20 protein-coding genes and 1 tRNA gene are annotated in these 22,757 nt (G+C 70.1%); 13 read left to right on the top strand and 8 right to left on the bottom strand.

The features are described from left to right. Positions 1–42 precede the first annotated feature (42 nt). The 5 genes from FHT26_RS02160 to FHT26_RS02140 all read left to right on the top strand — a co-directional run bounded on the left by FHT26_RS02160 (position 43) and on the right by FHT26_RS02140 (position 4,678). Positions 43–639, top strand: a complete 597-nt coding sequence (locus FHT26_RS02160) for a D-glycero-alpha-D-manno-heptose-1,7-bisphosphate 7-phosphatase (RefSeq protein WP_168558533.1) — start codon at positions 43–45, stop codon at positions 637–639. Continuing rightward, positions 636–1,784, top strand: coding sequence for a glycosyltransferase family 9 protein (locus FHT26_RS02155; RefSeq protein ID WP_168558532.1), 1,149 nt, complete (start codon positions 636–638; stop codon positions 1,782–1,784). The genes FHT26_RS02160 and FHT26_RS02155 overlap by 4 nt, the downstream gene beginning before the upstream one ends. Before the next feature lie 29 nt (positions 1,785–1,813). Further along, a complete protein-coding gene (locus tag FHT26_RS02150; RefSeq protein WP_168558531.1) occupies positions 1,814–2,893 on the top strand; it encodes a glycosyltransferase family 9 protein in 1,080 nt (359 codons plus the stop codon). 106 nt (positions 2,894–2,999) lie between these two features. Then, positions 3,000–3,302, top strand: coding sequence for a helix-turn-helix domain-containing protein (locus FHT26_RS02145; RefSeq protein WP_168558530.1), 303 nt, complete (start codon positions 3,000–3,002; stop codon positions 3,300–3,302). Next, positions 3,299–4,678 carry a type II toxin-antitoxin system HipA family toxin gene (locus FHT26_RS02140; RefSeq protein WP_168558529.1) on the top strand — a complete coding sequence of 460 codons (1,380 nt, stop codon included), beginning with the start codon at positions 3,299–3,301 and terminating at the stop codon, positions 4,676–4,678. The genes FHT26_RS02145 and FHT26_RS02140 overlap by 4 nt, the downstream gene beginning before the upstream one ends. A gap of 6 nt (positions 4,679–4,684) precedes the next feature. On the opposite strand, the gene FHT26_RS02135 is transcribed toward FHT26_RS02140, so the two are convergent. From FHT26_RS02135 to FHT26_RS02120, 4 genes are all read right to left on the bottom strand, one after another. Beyond that, a complete protein-coding gene (locus tag FHT26_RS02135; RefSeq protein ID WP_210427202.1) occupies positions 4,685–6,052 on the bottom strand; it encodes an MATE family efflux transporter in 1,368 nt (455 codons plus the stop codon). A gap of 83 nt (positions 6,053–6,135) precedes the next feature. Further along, complete coding sequence (locus tag FHT26_RS02130) at positions 6,136–7,590, bottom strand: ATP-binding protein (RefSeq protein WP_168558528.1); 1,455 nt, start codon at positions 7,588–7,590, stop codon at positions 6,136–6,138. Further along, on the bottom strand, positions 7,583–8,314 hold the full coding sequence (locus FHT26_RS02125) for a response regulator (RefSeq protein WP_168558527.1): 732 nt from the start codon (positions 8,312–8,314) through the stop codon (positions 7,583–7,585). Before FHT26_RS02125 ends, FHT26_RS02130 begins: the two co-directional genes overlap by 8 nt. Before the next feature lie 10 nt (positions 8,315–8,324). After that, entirely contained in the window at positions 8,325–9,575 is a 1,251-nt protein-coding gene (locus FHT26_RS02120; protein WP_168558526.1) for an ABC transporter substrate-binding protein, read from the bottom strand. A gap of 285 nt (positions 9,576–9,860) precedes the next feature. Between FHT26_RS02120 and FHT26_RS02115 the strand changes: the two genes are divergently transcribed. The 6 genes from FHT26_RS02115 (at position 9,861) to FHT26_RS02090 (ending at position 15,433) form a co-directional block, all read left to right on the top strand. Beyond that, positions 9,861–11,114, top strand: coding sequence for an ABC transporter substrate-binding protein (locus FHT26_RS02115; RefSeq protein WP_168558525.1), 1,254 nt, complete (start codon positions 9,861–9,863; stop codon positions 11,112–11,114). A gap of 13 nt (positions 11,115–11,127) precedes the next feature. Next, positions 11,128–12,042, top strand: a complete 915-nt coding sequence (locus FHT26_RS02110; RefSeq protein ID WP_168558524.1) for a carbohydrate ABC transporter permease — start codon at positions 11,128–11,130, stop codon at positions 12,040–12,042. Then, complete coding sequence (locus tag FHT26_RS02105; RefSeq protein WP_168558523.1) at positions 12,039–12,878, top strand: ABC transporter permease subunit; 840 nt, start codon at positions 12,039–12,041, stop codon at positions 12,876–12,878. The genes FHT26_RS02110 and FHT26_RS02105 overlap by 4 nt, the downstream gene beginning before the upstream one ends. A 5-nt stretch (positions 12,879–12,883) precedes the next feature. After that, positions 12,884–14,041 (top strand): ABC transporter ATP-binding protein, encoded by a 1,158-nt coding sequence (locus FHT26_RS02100; protein WP_168558522.1) that lies wholly within the window; start codon positions 12,884–12,886, stop codon positions 14,039–14,041. Between the two features lie 110 nt (positions 14,042–14,151). After that, positions 14,152–15,054, top strand: coding sequence for an SHOCT domain-containing protein (locus FHT26_RS30445; RefSeq protein ID WP_168558521.1), 903 nt, complete (start codon positions 14,152–14,154; stop codon positions 15,052–15,054). Positions 15,055–15,172: 118 nt separating this feature from the next. After that, positions 15,173–15,433: a hypothetical protein gene (locus FHT26_RS02090; protein WP_082542315.1), complete on the top strand. Its 261-nt coding sequence runs from the start codon at positions 15,173–15,175 to the stop codon at positions 15,431–15,433. A gap of 232 nt (positions 15,434–15,665) precedes the next feature. Here the strand turns inward: FHT26_RS02090 and FHT26_RS02085 are convergent, their stop codons facing one another. Further along, positions 15,666–17,057, bottom strand: a complete 1,392-nt coding sequence (locus FHT26_RS02085; protein ID WP_168558520.1) for a class II fumarate hydratase — start codon at positions 17,055–17,057, stop codon at positions 15,666–15,668. A 95-nt stretch (positions 17,058–17,152) separates the two neighbouring features. On the opposite strand from FHT26_RS02085, the gene FHT26_RS02080 reads away from it, so the two are divergent. Then, a tRNA-Leu gene (locus FHT26_RS02080) sits at positions 17,153–17,239 on the top strand. Between the two features lie 55 nt (positions 17,240–17,294). Here the strand turns inward: FHT26_RS02080 and FHT26_RS02075 are convergent. After that, on the bottom strand, positions 17,295–18,848 hold the full coding sequence (locus tag FHT26_RS02075; protein WP_168558519.1) for an Ig-like domain-containing protein: 1,554 nt from the start codon (positions 18,846–18,848) through the stop codon (positions 17,295–17,297). A 19-nt stretch (positions 18,849–18,867) separates the two neighbouring features. On the opposite strand from FHT26_RS02075, the gene FHT26_RS02070 reads away from it, so the two are divergent. Continuing rightward, complete coding sequence (locus tag FHT26_RS02070; protein WP_210427201.1) at positions 18,868–19,848, top strand: alpha/beta fold hydrolase; 981 nt, start codon at positions 18,868–18,870, stop codon at positions 19,846–19,848. Positions 19,849–20,053: 205 nt separating this feature from the next. Here the strand turns inward: FHT26_RS02070 and FHT26_RS02065 are convergent, their stop codons facing one another. Both FHT26_RS02065 and FHT26_RS02060 read right to left on the bottom strand, forming a co-directional pair. Beyond that, positions 20,054–21,148 (bottom strand): sensor histidine kinase, encoded by a 1,095-nt coding sequence (locus tag FHT26_RS02065; RefSeq protein WP_168558518.1) that lies wholly within the window; start codon positions 21,146–21,148, stop codon positions 20,054–20,056. Positions 21,149–21,601: 453 nt separating this feature from the next. Further along, positions 21,602–22,672 carry an aldo/keto reductase gene (locus tag FHT26_RS02060; protein ID WP_168558517.1) on the bottom strand — a complete coding sequence of 357 codons (1,071 nt, stop codon included), beginning with the start codon at positions 22,670–22,672 and terminating at the stop codon, positions 21,602–21,604. Positions 22,673–22,757: the final 85 nt, after the last annotated feature.

The following is a 22,757-nucleotide window of genomic DNA, read 5'->3' as shown; positions in this document are numbered from 1 at the left end:
GTTGCCTCGATGGCCGCAGCAACGACTCGGGAGCAACACGGAATGGCTGATGCGCAACGCGCGGTGTTCCTCGACAAGGACGGCACGCTGGTCGAGGACGTGCCGTGGAACGTCGACCCGGCGCTGCTGCGCTTCACGCCGCATGCGGTCGACGGGTTGAAGTTGCTGGCCGCGCACGGCTGGCGGCTGATCGTCGTGACCAACCAGCCGGGCATCGCGCTGGGGCGCTTCGACGCCGACGCGCTGGCGCGCCTGGAGCAGGCGCTGTGCGAGCGCCTGGCGGAGCAGGGCGTCGTGCTCGACGGATTCTTCGCCTGCCCGCACGCGCCGGACAGCCCGGGCTGCGACTGCCGCAAGCCGCAGCCGGGGCTGCTGCGGCAGGCACAGCGCCGGCACGGCCTGCGCCTGTCGGCATCGTGGATGATCGGCGACATCCTGGACGACGTCGAGGCCGGCGCGCGCGCCGGCTGCCGCACGGTGTTGATGGACGTCGGCAACGAGACGGTGTGGCGGGCGTCGCCGTGGCGCCAGCCGACCTGCGTTGCCGGCGACCTGCTGGATGCGGCGCGGCAGATCGTCGCGCTGTCGCCGGCGGGCGCGCGCGATGCGCCCGTCACCGCCGCGGGAGCCTTGCCGTGAACCCGGCCTGGCGCGAGGCGCGCAAGGTGCTGGCGGTCCGGCTGGACAACCTGGGCGACGTGCTGATGACCACGCCGGCCCTGACGGCGATCCGCCAGTCGGCGCCCGGCATGCACCTGACGCTGCTCGGCTCGCGGGCCGGCGCGGCGCTGCGGCCGTACGTGCCGGCGATCGACGAGGTCATCGTCTACGACGCGCCGTGGATGAAGGGCGGGGCGCCGGCACCGGGGGCGCTGTCGGACCGCCGGCTGCTGGCGAAGCTGTCGCGCGGCGCCTTCGACGCCGCGGTGATCTTCACCGTGTGCACGCAGAGCGCGCTGCCGGCGGCGCTGATGTGTCGGCTGGCCGGCATCCCGCTGCGGCTGGCGCATTGCCGCGAGAACCCGTACGAGCTGCTGAGCGACTGGGTGCCCGACACCGAGGTCTGCCGCACCGGCATGCGCCACGAGGTGCAGCGCCAGCTCGACCTGGTGCACAGCGTCGGCTTCCACGAACGGGAGCGCGAGCGCGGGCTGGTGTTCCACGAGCGCTCGGGCGATGCGCAGGCGATGCGGCGCAAGCTGGTGCAGGCCGGCGGCGACCCGGACCGGCCCTACCTGGTGGTGCACCCGGGCGCGAGCGCGGCCTCGCGCCGCTATCCGGCCGAGCGTTTCGGCGAAGCGGTGACGGCCATCGTCGCGCAGACCGGCTGCCAGGTGGTGCTGACCGGCTCGGCCGACGAGCGGCCGCTGCTGGCGCTGGTCGAGAGCGGGCTCGATGCGCCGCTGCGGGCGTCGGCGGTGTCGCTGGCAGGCGTGCTGAACCTGGGCGAGCTGTCGGCGCTGATCGCGCAGTCGCAGGTGCTGTTGTGCAACAACAGCGGGCCGGCGCACCTCGCGGCGGCCGTCGGCGCGCCGGTGGTGGTGCTGTATGCGCTGACCAATCCGCAGCACACGCCGTGGCAGGCGCAATCGCGCGTGCTGAGCCACGAGGTGCCGTGCCGCGACTGCCTGAAGAGCAGCTGCCCGCAGCTGCACCACGACTGCCTGCGCAAGGTGTCGCCCGAGCGCGTGGCCGAGGCGGCCTGCGAGCTGATGCGCGACGCCCGGCCGCTGCCGCGCCCGATGCCCGCGCCGACGCACGCGCCGTGGACCGTCGTGCAGTGAGCCGGTCGTGAACGGGACATGAGCGGGCGATGCGGCTGAACCTGCATGCGATCGCGCCGCGCCGGATCGGCGTGTTCCGCGCCCTGGTGCTGGGCGACCTGATGTGCGCGGTGCCGGCGTGGCGGGCGCTGAAGACCGCGTGCCCCCGTAGCGAGTTGACGCTGATCGGCCTGCCGTGGGCCCGCGAGTTCGCGCAGCGCTGCCGCTGGATCGACGACTTCATCGAGTTCCCCGGCTACCCGGGGCTGCCGGAGCGCGTGCCCGACCTGTCGGCGTTGCCGGGGTTTCTGCAAACCATGCAGCAACGCCGCTTCGACCTGCTGCTGCAGATGCACGGCAGCGGGCGCGTCGTGAACCCGCTGCTGGCCGCCTGCGGTGCGCAGCATGTGGCGGGGTTCGTCGAGCGAGGTGCGTACTGCGCCGAGCCGCTGCTGCATGCGCCGTGGCCGACCGTGGGCCACGAGATCGAGCGGATGCTGTGCCTGATCGACCACCTGGACGCGGCGCGTTGCGGCAGCACGCTCGAGTTCCCGGTCTGCGACGACGACCGCCAGGCCGTGCGCGACGTCTGGCCCGGCATCGACGCGGCCGGCTCCTTCGTCTGCGTGCATGCCGGCGCGCAGCTGCCGTCGCGACGCTGGATGCCCGAGCGCTTCGCGCTGGTGGCCGACGGCCTGGCGCGGCTGGGCCACCGCGTGGTGCTGACCGGCACTGCCGGCGAGGCGTCGCTGGTGGCCGAGGTGGCTGCCGCGATGACGCAGGACGCGGTCGACCTGGCCGGGCAGACCACGCTGTGGACGCTGGGTGCGCTGCTGGAGCGGGCGCACTTGCTGGTGTGCAACGACACCGGCGTGTCGCACGTCGCGGCCGCGCTGGGCGTGCGCAGCATCGTCGTCAGTGCCGGCGCCGACGTGGCGCGCTGGGCGCCGCAGGACGCGCGCCTGCACCAGGTGCACTGGGCCGACGCGCCGTGCCGCCCCTGCGGCCATGCGACATGCCCGGTCGGTCACCCGTGCGCGCGGGCGGTGACGGCGCAGCAGGTGCTCCAGTCGGCGCGGACGGCAGTGACGGACGTGGTGGATGGGGGCCGACTGCCTGCGCATGGGTGATGGCACTAAAGTAGTTATTTTATAAAAATGGCAATTAATTGCCATTTTTCTTGACGCCAATATGGCATTAAAGTACCTTTGCAGGTTATTGGACTACTTTGATGCCATGAAATCCACCGACGAAGTCGCTGCCGTTCTCCGCCAGGCCCTGGCCGCGTCGCCGTGGACCCAGGCCGCATTGCGCACCCAGGCGGGCCTGTCGCAGCGCACGCTGACCAACGTGCTCGGCGGCCGGCAGGATTTCAAGCTCAGCACCTTGCTGGCGCTGGCCGACCGGCTCGGGCTGGAGCTGCTGCTGGTGCCGAAAGGCGCGGCCGTCGCGGTCGATGCCGGGCAGACCGAGGCGCCTCAGGTCAAGTCGCGGGTCGCCGCGGCGCTCGAGGCGGTGCAGGCACCGGCGCGCGAATGAACGTCAAGGCGCTGGGCATCCACTGCGGCGAAGGGCTGCGCATCGGCGTGCTGTTCCGCTACGAACTGGCGGCCGACGCGGTCGTCACGCGCTTCGTCGCCGACGAGGCCTTCATCCGGTCGGCGCAGCAGCCCACCGTGTCGGCGGCGTGGTGGGCCGATTCGCCGGTGCAGCAGCAGGCCTTGTGGCGCGACGTGCGCTCGGTCGACTTCAACGGCCGGCACTCCAGCCGCAACGGCTGGCTGCTGCCGGCGTTCTTCCAGAACCTGCTGCCCGAGGGCGTGTTCCGCGACCGCGTGGCCGAGCTGCGCGGCTGCGACCCGCGCGACCATTTCGAGATGCTCGCTGCCTGCGGCCGCGACCTGCCGGGGGCGCTGTACGCGCTGCCGGTGGCGCTGTCGCGCGACGAGCTGGCGCGCTACGTCACGCAGCAGCACGACGCGCTGGAGATGTCGGTGACGGCCGATCCGCTGGACGACGGCGTGTCGCTGTCGGGCGTGCAGCCGAAGGTCGGCGCGATGCGCGATGGCGACCGCTATGTCGCCCGCACCAAGGACCACGACACCCACATCATCGCGAAGCTGCCGGTGGTCGCACAGCCGCTGCTGCCGGAGGTGGAGCACCTGTCGCTGCAGCTGGCCGCGGCGGCCGGCGTGGCGGTGTGCGAGGCCTGGCTGGAGCCGCTGGCCAGGCTGGCGGTTCGCCACGGCTACGACCTGGGCGATGCCGATGCGCGCACGCAGTTCCTCGCGGTGCGCCGCTACGACCGCAGCGACACCGGCCGCGTGCACTGCGAGGATTTCGCGCAGGTGCTGGGCGTGATGCCGGAAGACAAGTACGGCACCGGCGGCGAGGCCGGCCCGCGCACCTGCCTCGACGTGGCCGCGGTGCTGATGGGCTTCGACAGCATGGGCGAGCCGGCGGTGCACGAGCTGCTGCGGCGGCTGGTCGTCAACGAGATGCTGGGCAACCCGGACATGCACCTGAAGAACATCGGGCTGGTCTATCCGGACGGCGTGCACCCGCGGCTGGGCCCGGCCTACGACATCGTCGCGTACGCGGCCTACAGCGGCCACCAGGGCCATGCGCTGGCGCTGCTGCCGGCGGCGCTGGCCCCGCCCGCCGGCAAGGCCCGGCCGCGGCCGAGCCAGCAGCTGTCGCCGGCGCTGGTGCGGGCCTTCTGCGCGGCGCTGCGCATCCCCGAGAAGCCGGCGGCCACGGCAATCCGGCTGGCGGTGCGGGCGGCGTGCGCCAGGTGGCCGGCGATGATCGACGCGTCGCCGCTGACGGCGATGCAGAAGTCGCGGCTGCTGGCGCATTTCCATGCGCACCCGCTGGCGGCGTCGGTCGCGAAGCGGTTGCCGGCCGCCGCTTGAACGGGGCTACACCAGCCGCTCGACCTTCGTGTGCCGCCACACCAGCCGGTAGAACGCCGACTGCAACACCAGCATCGAGACGAACGCGATCGGGTAGGACCACCAGACGCCTTCGAGGCCGATGCGTTGCGACAGGCCGTAGGCGGCCGGCACCTCGATCGCGACGATGCAGAAGATCGAGATCGACATCGGCACGAGCACGGTGCCCGAGGCGCGCATCACGCCGCTGACGACCGACGCGCAGCCGAACACGACGCTGCTCCACAGCATGATGTGCAGCAGCGTCTGCGCGAGTTCGATGACCGGCTGGCTGGTGATGAAGAGCGCCATCAGGTGGCGCGAGAACAGGTAGCCGACGACGACCAGCGTGCCGGTGATCGCGAGGTTCAGCACGATGCCGGTGCGGGTGATCGGCCCGAGCTTGTCGGTGCGGCCGGCGCCGATCGCCTGGGCGCCGAGGATGGACGCGGTGATCGCGATCGACAGCGCCGGGAACTGCACGTAGTTGACGACCTGGTTGACGGCCCCGTAGGCCGCGGTGGCGTCGGAGCCGAAGCGGTTGACGAGCGCGAGCAGCGCGATCTCCGCCAGCGAGATGACGACCATCTGGATGCCGGTGGGCATGCCGATCTTCAGCACCAGCCGCAGCAGCTGCGGCTGGATGCGCAGCGCGCGCAGCAGCTCCAGGTCGGGCGACAGCGGGTGGTCGGCCCGCCGCAGGTGCACGCCGAGGTAGAGCAGCGCGGCGATGAACGACACGATGGACGCGGCGGCGGCACTGGTGACGCCGAGCTGCGGCAGGCCGCCCCAGCCGCGGATGAAGGCGGGCGTCATCACGCACGAGACGAGGGTGGACAGCAGCAGCGCGTAGAGCGGCGTGACGGTATCGCCGACGCCGCGCAGCAGCTGCGTGATCAGGATGAACACCATCAGTCCGGGCATCGCGAGCATCATCAGCCGGGCGTAGCCGACGGCGTCGTCGACCACGTCGGCGGGGGTGCCGAGGGCATGCAGCAGGTGCTCGGTGAACACGCCGCCGAACACCGCGATCGCGAGGCCCACGCCGAAGCCGAGCGTGATCGCGGTGCCGGCGATCGCCTTGACCTTGTGCGTCTCCTTCGCGCCCCAGGCCTGGCCGATCAGCACCGAGCCGCCGGCGCCGATACCGATCACCAGCGTGATGAAGAAGAACACGATCGGGAAGACGGCCGCGGTGGCGGCGAGAGCCCTGGTTCCCAGCATCTGGCCGACGAACACGGCATTGAAGGTGCCGGACAGGCCCTGCAGCACGTTGCCGACGATCATCGGGCCGAGGAAGGCGAGGAAGATGCGCCACAGGGGGCGGGTGTCGGTGGCGATGGAGGGGCGGGTCATGGGGTCGGGATGATGCCAGTGTTCCAATGCGGTGGATTGCGGGCTCGATTTGCGATGTGCAAACGCGCGCACGGCAAAAATGCTCAGGCCGGCAAGCTCATGGCAGCCACCAGCCCGCCATCCGGGTGATTGCGCAGCCGCACATCGCCGCCATGCTCGCGCGCAATGCGACGTGCGATCGACAGGCCGAGGCCGGATCCGTCGGCGTGCATCGCGCGCCCGTGCTCCAGCCGCACATACGGCTCGAAGATCTCCTCCAGCGAATCCTCCGGCAACCCCGGCCCATGGTCGCGGACCAGCACCGAGCACTTGCCGTCACCCAGCTCGGCACCGACCTCGAGCTCGCGGCCGTAGCGCAGCCCGTTGTCGATCAGGTTGCCCAACGCGCGCTTCAGCGCCAGCGGCCGCCCGGTCACCGCGATCGGCGGCAGCGACACCGTGATCTTCGCGCCCGACGCCAGCGCCGCCGAGGTCAGCCGCTCGACCAGCCGGTCCAGTCGCACCTCGGCCAGGTTCTCGTGCACGTCGCTGTCCTTCACGCTCTGCAACGCGCCCTTGACCATCATGTCCAGCTCGTCCAGGTCCTCATGGAAATCGGCCCGCACCGCATCGTCGTCCAGCAGCTCGGTGCGCAGCTTCAATCGCATGATCGGCGTCTTCAGGTCGTGCGAGATGCTGCCGAACAGCCGCTCCCGGTCCTCGACGAAACGCTGGATGCGCGCCTGCATCTCGTTGAAGGCCCTCGCGGTGCGCTGCAGCTCCACCGTGCCGGTCTCGGGCACGGGGTTCGGGTGCATTGCGTTGCCGAACTCGCTCGCCGCCTGCGCCAGCCGCGACAACGGCCGCGTCAGGCTGCGCGCCACCAGCAGCACCAGCAGCAGCACCGTCACCAGGGTTGCGCCCTGCAGCAGCAGCCGGTCGCTGCTCAACGGGTTGGCGTTGTCGAGGAAGTACGGGTCCGGCAAGGTCGTCGCGAGCAACAGCCAGCCGCCCGCCTCGATCTCGGCCTGGATCACCAGCAGCGGCGCCGGCCGCGGCCGCAGCAGCAGCGAGGCCTCGACCCAGCTCTCCGGCAGCTCGCGCAGCGTGCGGCCGTCGTCGGCCACCACCAGCGTGTCCGGCCATGCGAACGCGGCCTCGAACGACGTGGTGTCGCCGACCTGCGCCAGCAGCCGCTCGCGCACGCCGCGCACCACCGTCTCCGACAGCTTCGACGGCGCGAACGCGCCGGTCGGCACGCGCGCATGGTTCACGTTGACGAAGAAGCGCGTGCCGCCCATCGTGCGCAGCTGCTCGATCAGCAGCGGCCGGTACTGCGGTGGCAGGTCGCGGAAGAAGCGGATCGCGCCGGCCGCGCTCTGCGCCGTCTGCTGCGCGGCGTCGCGCGCATCGCGCAGCGCATTCGCGCGCAGCTGCCAGGCCCAGATCGCGGTGCCCAGCAGCTGGCTCAGCAGCACGCCGGCCACCATCACCAGCATGATCCGGCCGCGCAGCGTGCGCGGCAGCAGCTGCTGCGACCAGGCGCGCCAGTCAGTCATGCGACGCCAGCACCTCGACCGAGAACACGTAGCCGCTGCTGCGCACCGTCTTGATCAGCGCCGGCTGCTTGCCGTCGTCGCCCAGCCGCTGGCGCAGCCGGCTCACCTGCACGTCGAGCGAGCGGTCGGCCGGGCCGAGGTCGCGGCCGCGCGTCTGCTCCATCAGCCGCGCCCGCTCCATCACCTCGCCGGCATGCTCGGCGAGCAGCCGCAGCAGGTCGAAATCCATCGCGGTCAATGCCAGCGCCTGGCCGTCCGGCCCGGTCACCGTGCGTTCCAGCCGGTCGAGCCGGAAGCCGGCGAAGCGCAGGTAGCGGGCCGCCGCGCCGCCCTCGGCCTGGCCGGCGCGCCGGTGGATCGCCTTGATGCGCGCCAGCAGCTCGCGCGGGTTGTAGGGCTTGCCGATGTAGTCGTCGGCCCCGAGCTCCAGCCCGACGATGCGCTCGGTGTCGTCGGCGCTCGCGGTCAGCATGATGATCGGCAGCGTCGGCGCCCGCTGCCGCACCATCTGGCACAGCGCGAAGCCGTCGGTGTCGGGCAGCATCACGTCGAGGATCACCAGGCTCAGCTCGTCGCGGTAGCGCTCGAAGCCGTTGCGGAAGCTCGCCCCGTCGGCCGCGAGCTGCACCACGTACTGGTGCTTCTCCAGGTACAGCTTCAGCAGCTGCCGGGTCTTCTGGTCGTCATCGACGGCGAGGATGGTGCGCTTGCGGGCGAGGTTCATGGCACTCGATTCACGGGGGAGGTGTCGCACGCGCCGCGCTGCGGATCAGCGCCACCAGGCGCTCCTGCGCCCGCGCGGGGGTCACGGCCGGGTCCTTGACGAAGCGGTGCAGCGCATCGGCCAGCGCATCCTTGGTGGCCTCGTCGGCCGCCATGCGGTGCGCGATGCTCGGCAGCAGCGGGCTGTCGGCGCGCTTCAGCGTCTGCCACGAGTCGCGCGCGCAGTCGTCCAGCTGCGTGGGGTCGATGTCGTCGCGCACCGGCACCGAGCCCTTGGCCTGGTTGTACGCGAGCTGCGCGGCCGGCGACACCACCACCTCGGCCATGCGCTCCTGCTCGGCCTCGCGCTTCCTGGTGCCGACCAGCATCGCCAGCGTGTCGATGCTGTACAGGTGCATGCCGGCCGTGTCGGGCACCGGCGTGCAGCCGTAGTCGCGGCCGGCCTGCGCGCCCCAGGCGACGAGTTCGCCGTCGGCCCAGTCGCCCATGATCAGCATGCCGGCGTCGCCGGTGAACAGCTGGCGCGCCGACGCGGTCCAGCGCTGCTCGATGGCGGTCTCTCCATTCAGGCGCCGCAGCCAGCGCAGCCGCTCGAGCGCCTTGGCGACGCGCGGGTCCTGCCAGGCCTGCCAGCGCTGCGTGGCGGCCAGCTCGCCATACAGCGCCGGCCCGCCTTCGGACAGCAGCAGCGTCTCGAACACGGTGGCGATCTGCCACGGCTCGTCGCTCCATGCGAACGGCGCGACGCCGGCGCGACGCAGCGCCGCCGCCGCCTGCTCGACGTCGCCCCAGGTCTTCGGCGCGCCGAGCTTCAGCTGCGCCCACACCCGCTGGTTGAAGAACAGCGTGTTGATGCGGTGCACGCCGAGCGGCGCCGCGACGATGCGGCCGCGGTGCGTGATCACGCGCTGCACCAGAGGGAACAGCGACTGGCTCCAGCGGTTGCGCTGCGCCACCTCGTCGAGCGGCAGCACCAGGCCGAGGTCGGACCAGTCGGCCAGCGTGCGGCCGATCACCTGCGCGGCGTCCGGCGGGTCGCGCGCCAGCACGCGGCTGTTCAGCACCTTCATCGCGCCGCCGCCGCCGCCGCCGGGGATCGCGGCGTCGCGCCACGCGATGCCGCGCCTGTCGAGCTGCTGCACCAGCTGATCGACCGCGCGGCGCTCGCCGGCCGAGGTCCACCAGTGCAGCACGTCGAGCGTCTGCGCCTGCGCGCCGATCGCGGTGCAGGCGAGCCAGAGACTCAGGGCAAACCCGCGCAACGCGCCTGTCGAATCCCGACGAATTGCAATGTTGTGTAAGGCGAGGGCCGCGACACGCCCCTTCGCGGCGCCTGCGCGGGCGCGCAGGGCAGCGTAAGGAACGGTGAGCGCGTGATGTCGCCTCATGGTCGGAAATCCCTGGAATGACAAGCACTTGGCCGCGAGCGGCGGGGCCGGGCGCGGGCCCTCGGTCAGGCCTCGTGTCACACGGCGGCCGATGGTACCTTGCGCCCCGCTTGACCTTTCGACCTGCACGACACGCTCATCCACCGAAGGAGACCGCTCATGAAACGCACTGTCCGAACTGCATTCGCCTGCACGGCACTGGCCCTGGCCGCGAGCGCCCAGGCCGGCTCGCTCGTCATCGAAAGCTGGCGCACCGACGACAAGGCGCTGTGGGACGAGGTGCTGTTGCCGGCCTTCATGAAATCGCACCCCGGCATCACGGTGAAGTACTCGCCGACCTCGCCGCCGGAATACAACTCGGTGCTGAGCGCCCGGCTCAGCGCCGGCAGCGCCGGCGACCTGGTGGCCTGCCGGCCGTTCGACGTGTCGCTCGATCTCTACAAGAAGGGCCGGCTGCTGCGGCTGGACGGCGATCCGGCGCTCGCGAACTTCTCCGACGTGGCCAAGGTCGCATGGCAGACCGACGACTTCAAGGAGTCCTACTGCCTGCCGATGGCCTCGGTGATCCACGGCTTCTTCTACAACAAGAAGATCTTTGCCGACGCCGGCGTGAAGCCGCCGGCCACCGAGGCCGAGTTCTTCTCGGTGCTCGATCGGGTCAAGGCGCAGGGCAAGGTGGCGCCGATCGCACTCGGCACCGCCGACCAGTGGGAGAGCAACCAGATCGTGTTCACCGGCATCGGCCCGAATTACTGGAAGGGCGAGGTGGGCCGCATGGGGCTGATCGCCGGTGCGAAGAAGTTCACCGACCCGGAGTTCGTCGACGTGTGGAGCACGATGGCGAAATGGTCGCCGTACCTGCCCAAGGGCTACCAGTCCGTGACCTACGGCGATGCGCAGAACCTGTTCGCCAGCGGCAAGGCCGCGGTGTACCCGGCCGGCTCGTGGGACATCGCGTACTTCGAGAAGGAGCCCGGCTTCGAGTTCGGCGCCTTCCCGCCGCCGGTGCGCAAGGCGGGCGATGCCTGCTACATCTCCGACCACAACGACATCGGGATGGGCATCAACAAGGCGAGCCGCAACGTCGCCGACGCGAAGGTCTTCCTCGGCTGGCTCGCCACGAAGGAATTCGCCGACCTGTACACCAACAAGGCCACCGGCTTCTTCTCGCTGTCCAAGCACCCGGTGGAAGTGAAGGACCCGGTGGCACGCGAGATGATCGGCTGGCGCGCGCAGTGCAAGTCGACCATCCGGCTGAATGCGCAGGTGCTGAGCCGCGGCGAGCCGAGCATGGAGAACGAGCTGTGGACGGTGAATTCGCAGGTGCTGAACGGCAAGCTCGCACCGAAGGACGCGGCACAGCGCATCCAGGCCGGATTCGCGAAGTGGTACCCGCCGCAGCAGAAGAAGTAAGGTGCTGCCCTCGATGAGAAAAGGCTTCGCCTGGCACGTGCTGGTGTTCCTCGCACCGGCCGTGCTGGTCTACACCGCGTTCAGCGCGTGGCCGCTGCTCGACACGCTGCGGCTCAGCGCGTACGGCACCGGGCCCGACGGCGCGGTGTCGTTCGTCGGGCTGCAGAACTTCCGCACGCTGCTGCTGGACCCGCAGTGGTTCGACAGCTTCCGCAACGCGATGGTGAACAACGTCGAGTTCTTCGCGATCCATTCGCTGGTGCAGAACCCGGTGGCGCTGGTGCTGGCGGCGCTGCTGTCGCTGCGCGGGCTGCGCGGCGCGGCGGCTTACCGCACGGTGCTCTTCCTGCCGACCTTGCTGTCGGTGGTGATCATCGGCTTCAGCTGGCAGCTGATCCTGTCGCCGCTGTGGGGCGTGACCGAGAAGCTGCTCGGCGCCGTCGGCCTCGAGCGCTTCTTCGGTCCCTGGCTCGGCATGGAGGAGACCGCGCTGCCGACGCTGACGCTGATCTCGGTGTGGCAGTTCATCGGCATCCCGATGATGCTGATCTATGCGGCGCTGATCGCCATCCCCGAAGACATCGTCGAGGCCGCCACCGTCGAGGGCGCCGGGCCGTGGCGCATCTTCTGGGCGATCCGGCTGCCGCTGATCCTGCCGACGCTCGGGCTCGTCAACATCCTGACCTTCGTCGGCAACTTCAACGCCTTCGACCTGGTGTACGCGGTGAAGGGGGCGTCGGCCGGCCCGAACTTCGCGACCGACCTGCTGGGCACGCTGTTCTACCGCACCTTCTTCGGCTACCAGTCGCAGCCGGGCAGCGCGACGATGGGCGCGGCGCTCGCGACGCTGATGTTCCTCGTGATCCTCGCCGGCGTGGCGGTCTACCTGTTCGTCGTGCAGCGCCGGCTGCGGAGGTATGCGCTGTGAGCCGCACCGTGAACCAGCGGCTGCGTTCGCTCTTCGTGCACCTGACGCTCGGCGGCTACGCGCTGCTGGTGCTGTTCCCGATCGTGATCGTGCTGATCAACTCGTTCAAGACGCGGCGCGCGATCTTCGACGACCCGCTCGGGCTGCCGTCCGCGGCCACGCTCAGCCTGGTCGGCTACACCAAGGTGCTGGGCAATGCGGCCGTCGGCAGCATGTTCGCCAACAGCGTCATCGTCACCGGCTGCTCGCTGCTGCTGATCCTGCTGTTCGGCGCGATGGCCGCCTGGGCGCTGACCGAATACCGCTTTCCCGGCAACCGGCTGCTGGCGCTGTTCCTCGCATTCGGGATCATGGTGCCGATCCGGCTCGGCTCGGTGTCGATCCTGCAGACCATGGTGGCGCTCGACCTCGTCAACACGCTGACCGCGCTGGTGCTGGTGTACGTGGCGCAGGGGCTGCCGCTGGCGATCCTGATCCTGTCGGAGTTCATCCGCCAGGTGCCGGGCGAGCTGAAGGACGCGGCGCGCTGCGACGGCGTCAACGAGTACCTGATCTTCCTGCGCATCGTGCTGCCGCTTGTGCGGCCGGCGGTCGCGACGGTGGGCGTGTTCACGATGGTGCCGATCTGGAACGACCTGTGGTTCCCGCTCATCCTCGCACCGTCCGAAGGCAAGCAGACGCTGACGCTCGGCGTGCAGCAGTTCATCGGCCAGTTCGCGACCGACTGGAATGCGGTGCTCGCGGCCTTGTCGCTGGCGGTGCTGCCGGTGCTCGTCGTCTATGCGCTGCTGTCGCGCCAATTGATCCGCGGCATCACCGCCGGTGCCGTGAAGTAGAGAACATGACCCAAGTCACGCTGACCAACGTTTCGAAATCGTATGGCGACACCGTCGTGCTGCAGGGCGTCGACCTGCAGATCGCCGACGGCGAATTCGTCGTGCTGGTGGGCCCGAGCGGCTGCGGCAAGACCACGCTGCTGCGCATGATGTGCGGGCTGGAGGAGATCACCGGCGGCACGCTCGCGATCGACGGCCAGGTCGTCAACCACCTGCCGCCGGCACGGCGCGGCATCGCGATGGTGTTCCAGAGCTATGCGCTGTACCCGCACATGAGCGTGTTCGACAACATGGCCTTCGGGCTGAAGCTGCACGGCGCCGACCGGGCCGAGCGCAAGCGCCGCATCGAGGCGTCGGCCAAGGCGCTGCACATCGACCACCTGCTGCAGCGGCTGCCGCGCGAGCTGTCGGGCGGGCAGCGCCAGCGGGTGGCGATCGGCCGCGCGATCGTGCGCGACCCGAAGCTCTTCCTGTTCGACGAGCCGCTGTCGAACCTGGATGCGTCGCTGCGCGTGAAGACGCGCGTCGAGCTGGCGCGGCTGCACCGCGAGCTGAAGGCGACGATGGTCTACGTGACGCACGACCAGGTCGAGGCGATGACGCTCGGCGACAAGATCGTCGTGATGCACGAAGGCCGGGTGCAGCAGGCCGGCACGCCGGTCGAGCTGTACGAGCAGCCGGCGAACCGCTTCGTCGCGACCTTCATCGGCTCGCCGTCGATCAACCTGCTGCCGGCGACCGTGTCGGCCAGCGGCAATGGCGGCTTGGTGCTGGCGCTGGCCCGCGGTGCGCAGGCGAAGGCGCGGGTCGACGCGCAGGGGCTGCGCATCGGGCAGGCGGTGGAGATCGGGATCCGGCCGGAGCATTTCACCGCCGTTGCGCCGAATGCGATGGCCAGCGCCGCGCGGCACGGCGACGGCGTCTTCTTCGAAGGCGACGTGGTGCTGGTCGAGCAGCTCGGCGAGTCGCACCTGGTCTACATGCGCACCGACGGCGGCGAGGAACTGGTGATGCGCGGCAGCGCGCTGACCCGCGCCCGGCCGGGGGACCGGGCGGCCTGGTGCGCGCCGGCGCAGGCGCTGCACGTGTTCGATGCGGACGGGCGGGCGCACCGGCGGCTGCAGTCGCTGGAATCCCTGGGAGAGACGCGGACAAACGCGTAGGCGCGGGATCGTGTTGCAAAACTACAATGCGACCCGCGCCGCTGGTGTTGCCCATCGGCAACGCACTGGCAACGCGCCGATTTCCCTCGCATTCCAAGGACCGACCTACCGTGAAACGAGCATCTCTCTGGCTGAAGCTGGGTGTCGTGTCAGCCATCGTCGCAAGCAACCCGGGATCGGCACAGGCCGCCGGCCTGTTCGATTCGGTGCTGGGCGCCCAGGCCGACACGGCCAGTGCGCAGGCCAAGCGGCGCCTGTGGCGCATCCGCGAGTTCAGCACCGTGCAGCTGCTGGCGCGCGAGGCCGGTGCCCCGGAGAACCAGCACCCGGTGCGGCTCAATGTCGACGCGCTGCGGCTGGCGCTGGGCCAGTTCAAGGCGATCGATTCGCGCGGCAAGCCGCAGGCGCTGTTCGACGCCGACGAGCTGGTCGAGATCAGCGAGCCGATCGCCCAGGCCTTCGCGAACGCCGAGCCGGGCGATGACGTGCTGCTGGTGTCGAGCGCGCGGCGCGAGGGCTTCCTGGCGCCGCCCACGGCCGTCACCGCGCGGCTGTTCATCGAAGGCGGCAACCTGAACTTCATCGCCCACGACAGCGCCTTCGACTTCGTGCACATCGTGCGCTCGACCAGCATGTCGCCGAACTTCATCTCCGGCTCGCGCGCGAAGGCGTCGGACGTGAAGCTGGCCAGTGCCGGCGCTGGCAACCGCCGCAGCGACTGGCTCACGGTGCCGCTGACCACGGCCACCACCGCGCCGGTGGCACCGCCCCCGCCGCCGATGGTGCTGGCCGCGCCGCCGGCCGCGGCCGCCACCTTCGCGACGCCGCCGGCCGCGCCGCCGGTGGTCGCGGCACCCGTGCCGGCACCGGCCGCGCCGATCGTCCAGCCGGCCGATGCGAAGGCCGACGAGATCGAACGCCGCCTGACCGCGCTGAAGCAGCTGCGCGACAAGGGCCTGATCACCGACGACGAGTACAAGCAGAAGCGCAAGGACATCCTGCAGGCGCTGTGACCGGCGGGCCGATCCGGCACTGCCCCCCGAAGAGGGCATCAATCGGATGGATGGATTCGCCGCATCGCATCGAACATAGTCTCGCCTCGCGGCAGCGGTTGCCGGCGTGGAGCGCGAGATGCAGTTCGATCAGCAGTTCAACGAGGGTGATTTCCGGATCTACGTGGCAGCCTCGGACACCGGGCGCGGCCGGGGGTACACGGCCGCCGTCGTCGTGAGCCGGGTGCGCGGCGCGATGAACACGCCCTGCGAGGTGTACCGCGACACCTGCCTCGCCGGCGGCCACCGCTGGATCTCGCGCAATGCGGCGCTGTCGTATGCCGCGTCGGTGGGTCGGGAGATCGCGCACACCGAGCCGTCGCGGCTGGCGCACTGTTGAATGCCGCGTGTTGAACCCGCGCGTTGAAACGGATCTCTCGAACCGAGCCACCAAAGAAAAAGCGGATGGTGCAAGCACCATCCGCCTGAAGAAGCCGCAGTGTCATTGGGAGGAGGGAGGAGGTAACTGCGGCTCCGTGGTCGATACTCTATCGCCGCCCACATCCCCATTCTGTAGGACGACATGCCGTTTTTCGGTGCATGAGTGTTTCCGCATGTGAGCGCTGCGGCGCTCATCCGCCGCCGCCTTCGCCCTCGCCATCGGCCAGGCGCGACGGGTCGAGCAGCCGCTCGAGTTCGGCGCGGCCGAGCGTGGTCTGCTCGTCGGCCACGTCGATGATCGGCCGGCCTTCGCGGTACGCCTGCTTCGCGATCTCGGCGGCGCGCGCGTAGCCGATCAGCGGGTTCAGTGCGGTCACCAGGATCGGGTTGCGCGACAGCGCATCGCGCAAACGATCGCCCCTCACGTTGAAGCCGGCGATCGCCTTGTCGGCCAGCAGCCGGCTGATGTTGGCCAGCAGCTCCAGGCTCTCGACCAGGTTGCGCGCGACCAGCGGCAGCATCACGTTCAACTCGAAGTTGCCGGACTGGCCGGCGATCGTGATCGCGGCGTCGTTGCCGATCACCTGCGCCGCGACCATCGTGGTGGCCTCGGGGATCACCGGGTTGACCTTGCCCGGCATGATCGACGAGCCGGGTTGCAGCGCTTCGAGCTCGATCTCGCCGAGCCCGGCCAGCGGGCCGGAGTTCATCCAGCGCAGGTCGTTGGCGATCTTCATCAGGCTGGCGGCCAGGCCCTTCAGCTGGCCGGAGACGGCGAGCGCGGTGTCCTGCGCGCCCATCAGCGCGAAGTAGTCGTCGCCCGGGCGGAACACCTGGCGCACGAGCCCGGTCAGTTCCTCGCAGGCGAGCCGCGCGAAATCCGGATGCGCGTTGACGCCGGTGCCGACGGCAGTGCCGCCGAGCGCGAGCTGGGCCAGGTCGGCTCGCAGACCCTCGAGCCGCGCGATCTGCGCATCGACCTGCGAGGCCCAGCCGCCGAGCGCCTGGCTCAGCCGCACCGGCATCGCGTCCATCAGGTGGGTGCGGCCGGTCTTCACGTGTTCGTGCACGCTGCGCGCCTTGTCGCGCGTCACCTTCGACAGGTGGTGCAGCGCGGGCAGCAATTGTTCGGCCAGCACGACGCCGGCGCTGACGTGGATCGCGCTCGGGATCACGTCGTTGCTGCTCTGGCCGTGGTTGACATGGTCGTTCGCCGAGACCGGGCGGCCGAGGCGGCGCGTCGCGAGCGTCGCGATCACCTCGTTGGCGTTCATGTTGGAGCTGGTGCCCGAGCCGGTCTGGAACACGTCGAGCGGGAAGTGCTGCATGAAGTCGCCGTCGAGCAGCTCGCGGCACGCGGCCTCGATCGCCTGCGCGGTGTCGGGCGCGACCTTGCCCAGGCGTGCATTGGCGCGGGCCGCCGCGAGCTTCAGCTGGATCAGCGCCCGGATGAAGGCGGCCGGCAACCGGCCGCCGCTGACCGGGAAGTTCAGCACCGCGCGCTGGGTCTGCGCGCCGTAGAGGGCGTCGGCGGGGACGGCGATGTCGCCGAGGCTGTCGTGTTCGAGGCGGGTCGCGGGCATGGGGCGTGTCGAAGGAGGAGGAGAGGTATGGATCATGGCCGAGGCGGCCCGACCGCGACGCATGCATTGATAATCCACCGCCTGACGTGCCCGCTGCCGGCGTGGCGAAATCGGTATACGCAAGGGACTTAAAATCCCTCCTCTTCACGGAGATGCGGGTTCAAGTCCCGCCGCCGGCACCACCGATGCGATCGCATCGCGCTCGACCCTCAGCCCCCGATCTTCACCCGCCGATCTTCACCCGCCGATCTTCACCGACACCACCGCCGCCGCGACCCCGCCGCGCCGGTCGGTCGCGACATACACGAAGTAGTCGGTCCCGCTTGTCACGCCCGCCGGCGGCGTGTACGTCACGGTGCGGCCATTCAGCACCGCCTGCCCGCCCAGGCTCGTCGCGCTGCCGGGCAGCTCGAAGGCCAGCCCGAGGCCGTCGCGGTCGTGCGCCAGCGCCGACAGGTGGATGCGCTTCGGCGTGTCGGCGGGCGTGGCGACGTCGGCAAACGCGGCGCGCGGCAGCCTGTTGTTCCCCAGCGCCGCGACACGTGTGTCGAGCCACGCGGTCAGCTGCCCGATCGTGTCGTTCTCGATGCCCAGGTAGCCGTGGGCGCTCAGCGGCCCGCAGACGTCGGGCGTCGAGCCGTTGCCCGGTGCCGTGACCTGCACGCCGCCGGTGGCGATGTGGAACGTTGCATCGACGCCGGCGGCCACCAGGCTGTCGTACAGCGCGCGCGATCCGGTCGGCCACGATCCGAAGCAGGCATCCTGCGCATGCCACAGCACGTGCGTCGGCCGCTGCACGAAGGGCGGCAGCAGCTTCGGCGTGTCCGGCCGGCCCACGTAGAGGTGGCGCCCCTGGTCGCCGGCGTCGCGCGTGACGCTGCTCGATGTGGAGATGCCCGTCGCGATGCGGTTCTGCGCGATCACCGACATCGAGCCGCGGCTGGTGCCGACCAGGAACACCGGCAGCCCGCGCGGGTCGAGCGACTTCAGCACCGCGAGGATGTCGACCGAATGGTCCACCGACACGCGGTACAGGTCGGTGGCGGTGACGGCATCGCTCGACCCCGGCGGCACCAGCGGCCCGGGCTCCGGCCGGTCCAGCGCCACCGCCAGGTAGCCGGCGTCGGCAAACAGCTGCGCGGTCCGCACGACGAAGTTGTTGGCGCCGCCGGTGATGTCGCCGATGCCGCTCGCCAGGTCGCCGCGGATCGCCATGTTGAAGTCGCCGCCGCCGAGCAGCACCACCACCGCCTTCGGCGCGGCGCCGCTGGACGGCCAGTTGACGAAGTAGTCCATCGTCACCGGCGTGCCGTTCGCGACGGTGCGGGTGGTGGTCTGGCCGTAGAACGCGCAGCCGTTCGACTTGGTGCGGGTGGCCAGCACGCCGGCCGGCGTGACGGTGCTGTCCTGCCGGCAGGTGGCCAGCATCGCGTCGTCGTACACCACCAGCCGCGCCACGCCGTCCACGCCGAGGCCGCGGTGGTCTTTCGCACGGTACGCGAAGCTGTCGGCACCGCGCGTCGCGGGAGCGGCGTACAGCAGCTGCCGGCCATCGGCCGTGACCGAGGCCGAGCCGCTCACAGGGGCCGACAGCAGCTCGAAGTGGTGGTGGCGGTCCCACCAGTCCGGGTCCTGCACCACCGGCGTGAACGCGATGCTGCTGCCGGCATGGATAGCGCGGCGGGCTTCGGTGAAGGTGGGCGCGTCGTTTGCTCCACCTGCGCAGGCGGGGCCGTGAAGGGCGCCGAGCGCGAGGAGGAGGGCGGTTGCGAGAAGTGGTTGGCTGGGCATGCGCGGTCCAAAGCGCTGGATGCTGCGGGCAGCGCGGGCGGGCGGCAACCTCCAGGTTGAGGATGAGCAGGCACTCGCGGCGCGTGGTCGGCGCGCCGCTGACATCACCCGGGAGAACTGGATGTTCGACGGCTTCAAACTCGAATTCATCGACGTCGGCGACGTGACGCTGCGTGTCCGGCACGGTGGACGCGGCCCCGCGTTGCTGTTGCTGCATGGGCACCCGCGCACCCACGCCACCTGGCATCGGGTCGCGACGCTGCTGGACAAGCGCTTCACGGTGGAGTGTCCCGACCTGCGGGGCTACGGGCAGTCGACGAAGCCGGCGCCGCAACCGGACCATGCCCAGGCGAGCAAGCGCGCGATGGCCGCCGATTGCGCCGGCCTGATGGAGCGCCTCGGACACCGCCAGTACGGCGTGGTCGGGCACGACCGCGGCGGGCTGGTGGCCTTGCGGCTGGCGCTGGATGTCCCGGACCGGGTGCGGCGCCTCGCGATCCTCGATTCGCTGCCCGTCGTCGAGCACCTGGAACGCTGCGACGACCGGTTTGCCAGCGCGTGGTGGCATTGGTTCTTCTTCCTGCAACCCGACAAGCCGGAGCGGGCGATCCTCGCGGATCCCGACGCCTGGTACGGCAGCAACGACACGAAGCGCGCGCTGATGGGCTGCGACGACGCCTGGGCCGACTACCTGGCCGCGACGCGCGACCCGGCGACCGTGCGGGCCATGCTCGAGGACTACCGGGCCGGCCCCGGCATCGACCGGCGGCTCGAGACCGAGGACCGGGCGGCGGGCCGCGTGGTCCGGTGTCCGCTGCTGTGCCTGTGGTCGAGTCGCGACGATCTGGCCGAGCTGCACGGCGATCCCCGTGCGATCTGGGCGACGTGGGCGCAGGACGTGCGCGGGGCGCCCGTCGACTGCGGCCACCACATGGCCGAAGAGGCGCCCGACGAACTGGCCGGCGCGCTCGCCGGCTTCTTCGGGTCGCCCACCGGTTGAGCGCTCCTCGCTCGGCAACATGACGCCAGCCGCGGTCCGTGCGACGCGATGGTGGGGGCGCTGCCGTGGCTGGTGACGGACACCGCGACCGGGCTGGTCACGCTGGGGCTCGACCACGGGCTTCAGTGGCTCGGGCACCGGTGCGCTGAAGACGCGCGACGATCAGGGGCCGAGACACCCGATCGACGTGAAGCTCGCCGAAGGATCAGCCCTCGACGATGCGCTCCGGCAGCCGCACCTGGATCGTCGTCCCCTGACCCGGTGCGGCCGTGACGACAAGCGTTCCGTGCTCGGCTTCCACACGAAACCTCATGCCGAGTAGGCCGTAGGCCGAGGTCGACGGCGAACTGGTGTCGAATCCGACACCGTCGTCTCGTACCGTCAACTCCGCCACCCCATCGCTGGACACCAGGTCGAGCCAGAGGGTCGTAGCCTTGGCGTACTTGCTGATGTTCGTGACGGCTTCCTGGACTACTCGGTACGCCACCAGTTCCGCAGTCGGCTCCAGCATCACCACCGAGAGCGCACAGTTCACCTTGACGCCGGAACGCTCAGCGAACTCGCGCGAGAGGATCTCGAGCGTGACGGCCAGCCCCAAGCTGTCAAGGGTCGATGGACGCAGGTTCTCGATGATGTTGTGTTTGAGCGCGATGCCCTTGTTGAGCATGTCGACCAGGTGTGCCAAGCGCTCCAACACCTCGGGCGCACTCTCGGTCACGCGGGCCTTGATCCGCGCGGCATCAAGCTTGGCCGAGATGAGCAAAGCGCCCAGCTCGTCATGCAGGTCACGCGCCAACCGGGCGCGTTCTTCTTCCCGCGCCGTTTCGATGTGGTGGGTCAGCTTGACGAGTTGCGCGGTGCGCGATGCCACCTCGACCTCCAAGCGCTCGCGCTCGATCTGCACCACGCGCTCAAGCTCTTCCTTGACATCTTCCTTCTTTTGCTCAAGTGCCAGGCCCTGGCGCAGGTACAGGAACAGCACCACGAGCCCGGCAGCGCTCAAAGCCCCCGCGCCAAGGCGATTGACCAGCAGCGTGCGATGAATGCTCGACTGGCTGTCTGGTGCCGTCGCTCGCAATTCTTGCAAGGTCGTCTTGCCCGATCGCAAGGCACTGAGCTGTTCCAACACACCCGTCGATTGCCAGTACGAACTCTCGCCGATCAGCACGATGGACAAGGTCGCGACGAAGGCGAGCGGAAGCAGGAGCGGATTTCGCTGGATGACGTCGCGGACGAGCATCAAGATGCTCCGCTTCGTCGTACTCATCGAATGCTCGCCGGCAGCTCGGTGGAAGGTCATGGTGGGCTCCGATGCTGACGGAGCCTACCACCCGTCATTCGCCCCGTGAGTTCAGCTTCGCTCGCCTGCCAACGCACGCGCAATTTGTCGTTGGGACAGGGGCTGAGCCAGTGGCCGTTCGGGCCGACAGGCAAGCCGCGCTGCGATGACAGGTTTCGCGAAGTTGCCAGCGATTTCCTCGGCAGCACATCAATGAAGTGATCCAGAAAACGTGAGTCACCTCAGGAAGGCCATGATGCGCTGCCGCGTCGGCCCGGCAGCATGGGCGTCATGCTCGGGTAGCGAGGCGTCGGTGTAGAAGTGGCCCGCGCCAGGGATGGGTGAACACCTCGCGTGGAGGAGCACCACGGCGGCGGCTTGCGGCCGCTTGGGCCACAGTGTGCCGACGACACCCACACCCATGGAGGGCGGGTGGCACGGTGACGCTGGCTTGTTCGGCAGCACGCTGGCCGCTCACGCGCGGCGCCGGACCTGCGCGTCGCCGAAGATCAGGCGCTGCGGCATCGGCATGCCGATGAAGCGCGCCGGGAAGATCGGGGCGATGGCGCTGGCGTCGTCGAGCCGCGCCCGCTGCGCCGCAGTCAACTGCAGGCCTAGCGCGCCGATGTTGTCCAGTGCCTGCGCCACGGTGCGCGCACCCATCACCGGCGCGGTCACGGCCGGGTTGGCCAGCGTCCATGCGATGGCCACCTGCGACGCGCTGGCGCCGACCTCGCGAGCCACCGCCTGCGCCGCATCGGCGATGTCCAGCGCCCGTTCGGTCATGTGGCCCGACGACGCGATCACGCCCTTGCGCGAGGCCGACACCCCGGCCTCGGCCTGCTGCGCCAGGTCGCTTCGGGTGTACTTGCCGGCCAGCAGGCCGCCGCCCAGCGGCGACCACGGCAGCACGCCCAGGCCCAGCTCGGTGGCCATCGGGATCAGCTCGTGCTCCACCGTGCGCTCGACCAGGCTGTACTCGATCTGCAGCGCCACCAGCGGCGCCCAGCCGCGCAGGTCGGCCAGCGTCTGCAGCCGCGCGACCTGCCAGGCCGGCGTGTTGCAGATGCCGATGTAGAGCACCTTGCCGGAACGCACCAGGTCGTCGAGACCGCGCATCACCTCGTCGGGCGAGGTGGTGAAGTCCCAGGCATGCAGGTAGAGCAGCTCGATGCGGTCGGTGCCGAGCTGGCGCAGGCTGGCCTCCACCGAACGCAGCAGGTTCATGCGGTGGTTGCCGCCGGAGTTCGGGTCGGCCGGGTCGCGGGCCATCGTGAACTTGGTGGCCAGCACCAGCCGGTCGCGCCGCCCCTGCATCAGGCCGCCCAGGATGCGCTCGGACGCGCCGCCGGTGTAGTTGACCGAGGTGTCGATGAAGTTGCCGCCGCGGTCGACGTACACGTCGAAGATGCGGCCGGCTTCGGCGCTGTCGGCGCCCCAGCCCCAGTCGGTACCGAAGGTCATCGTGCCCAAGGCCATGGGCGATACGCGCATGCCCGATCGTCCGAGCAGGCGGTAGTGGTCGAGTGCGAGGGCGGTGGTCATCGAGAAGTCCTTTCGAGGCAAGTTGTCTGGAAAGGATTCTGGTCGCGGCCAGCATGCAGCCTGTAGACGCTTCGTCCGCCGTTCT

This window comes from Rhizobacter sp. SG703 (assembly GCF_012275445.1).
Taxonomy (GTDB): Bacteria; Pseudomonadota; Gammaproteobacteria; order Burkholderiales; family Burkholderiaceae_C; genus Rhizobacter.
This window is presented reverse-complemented; position numbering and strand designations above follow the sequence as displayed.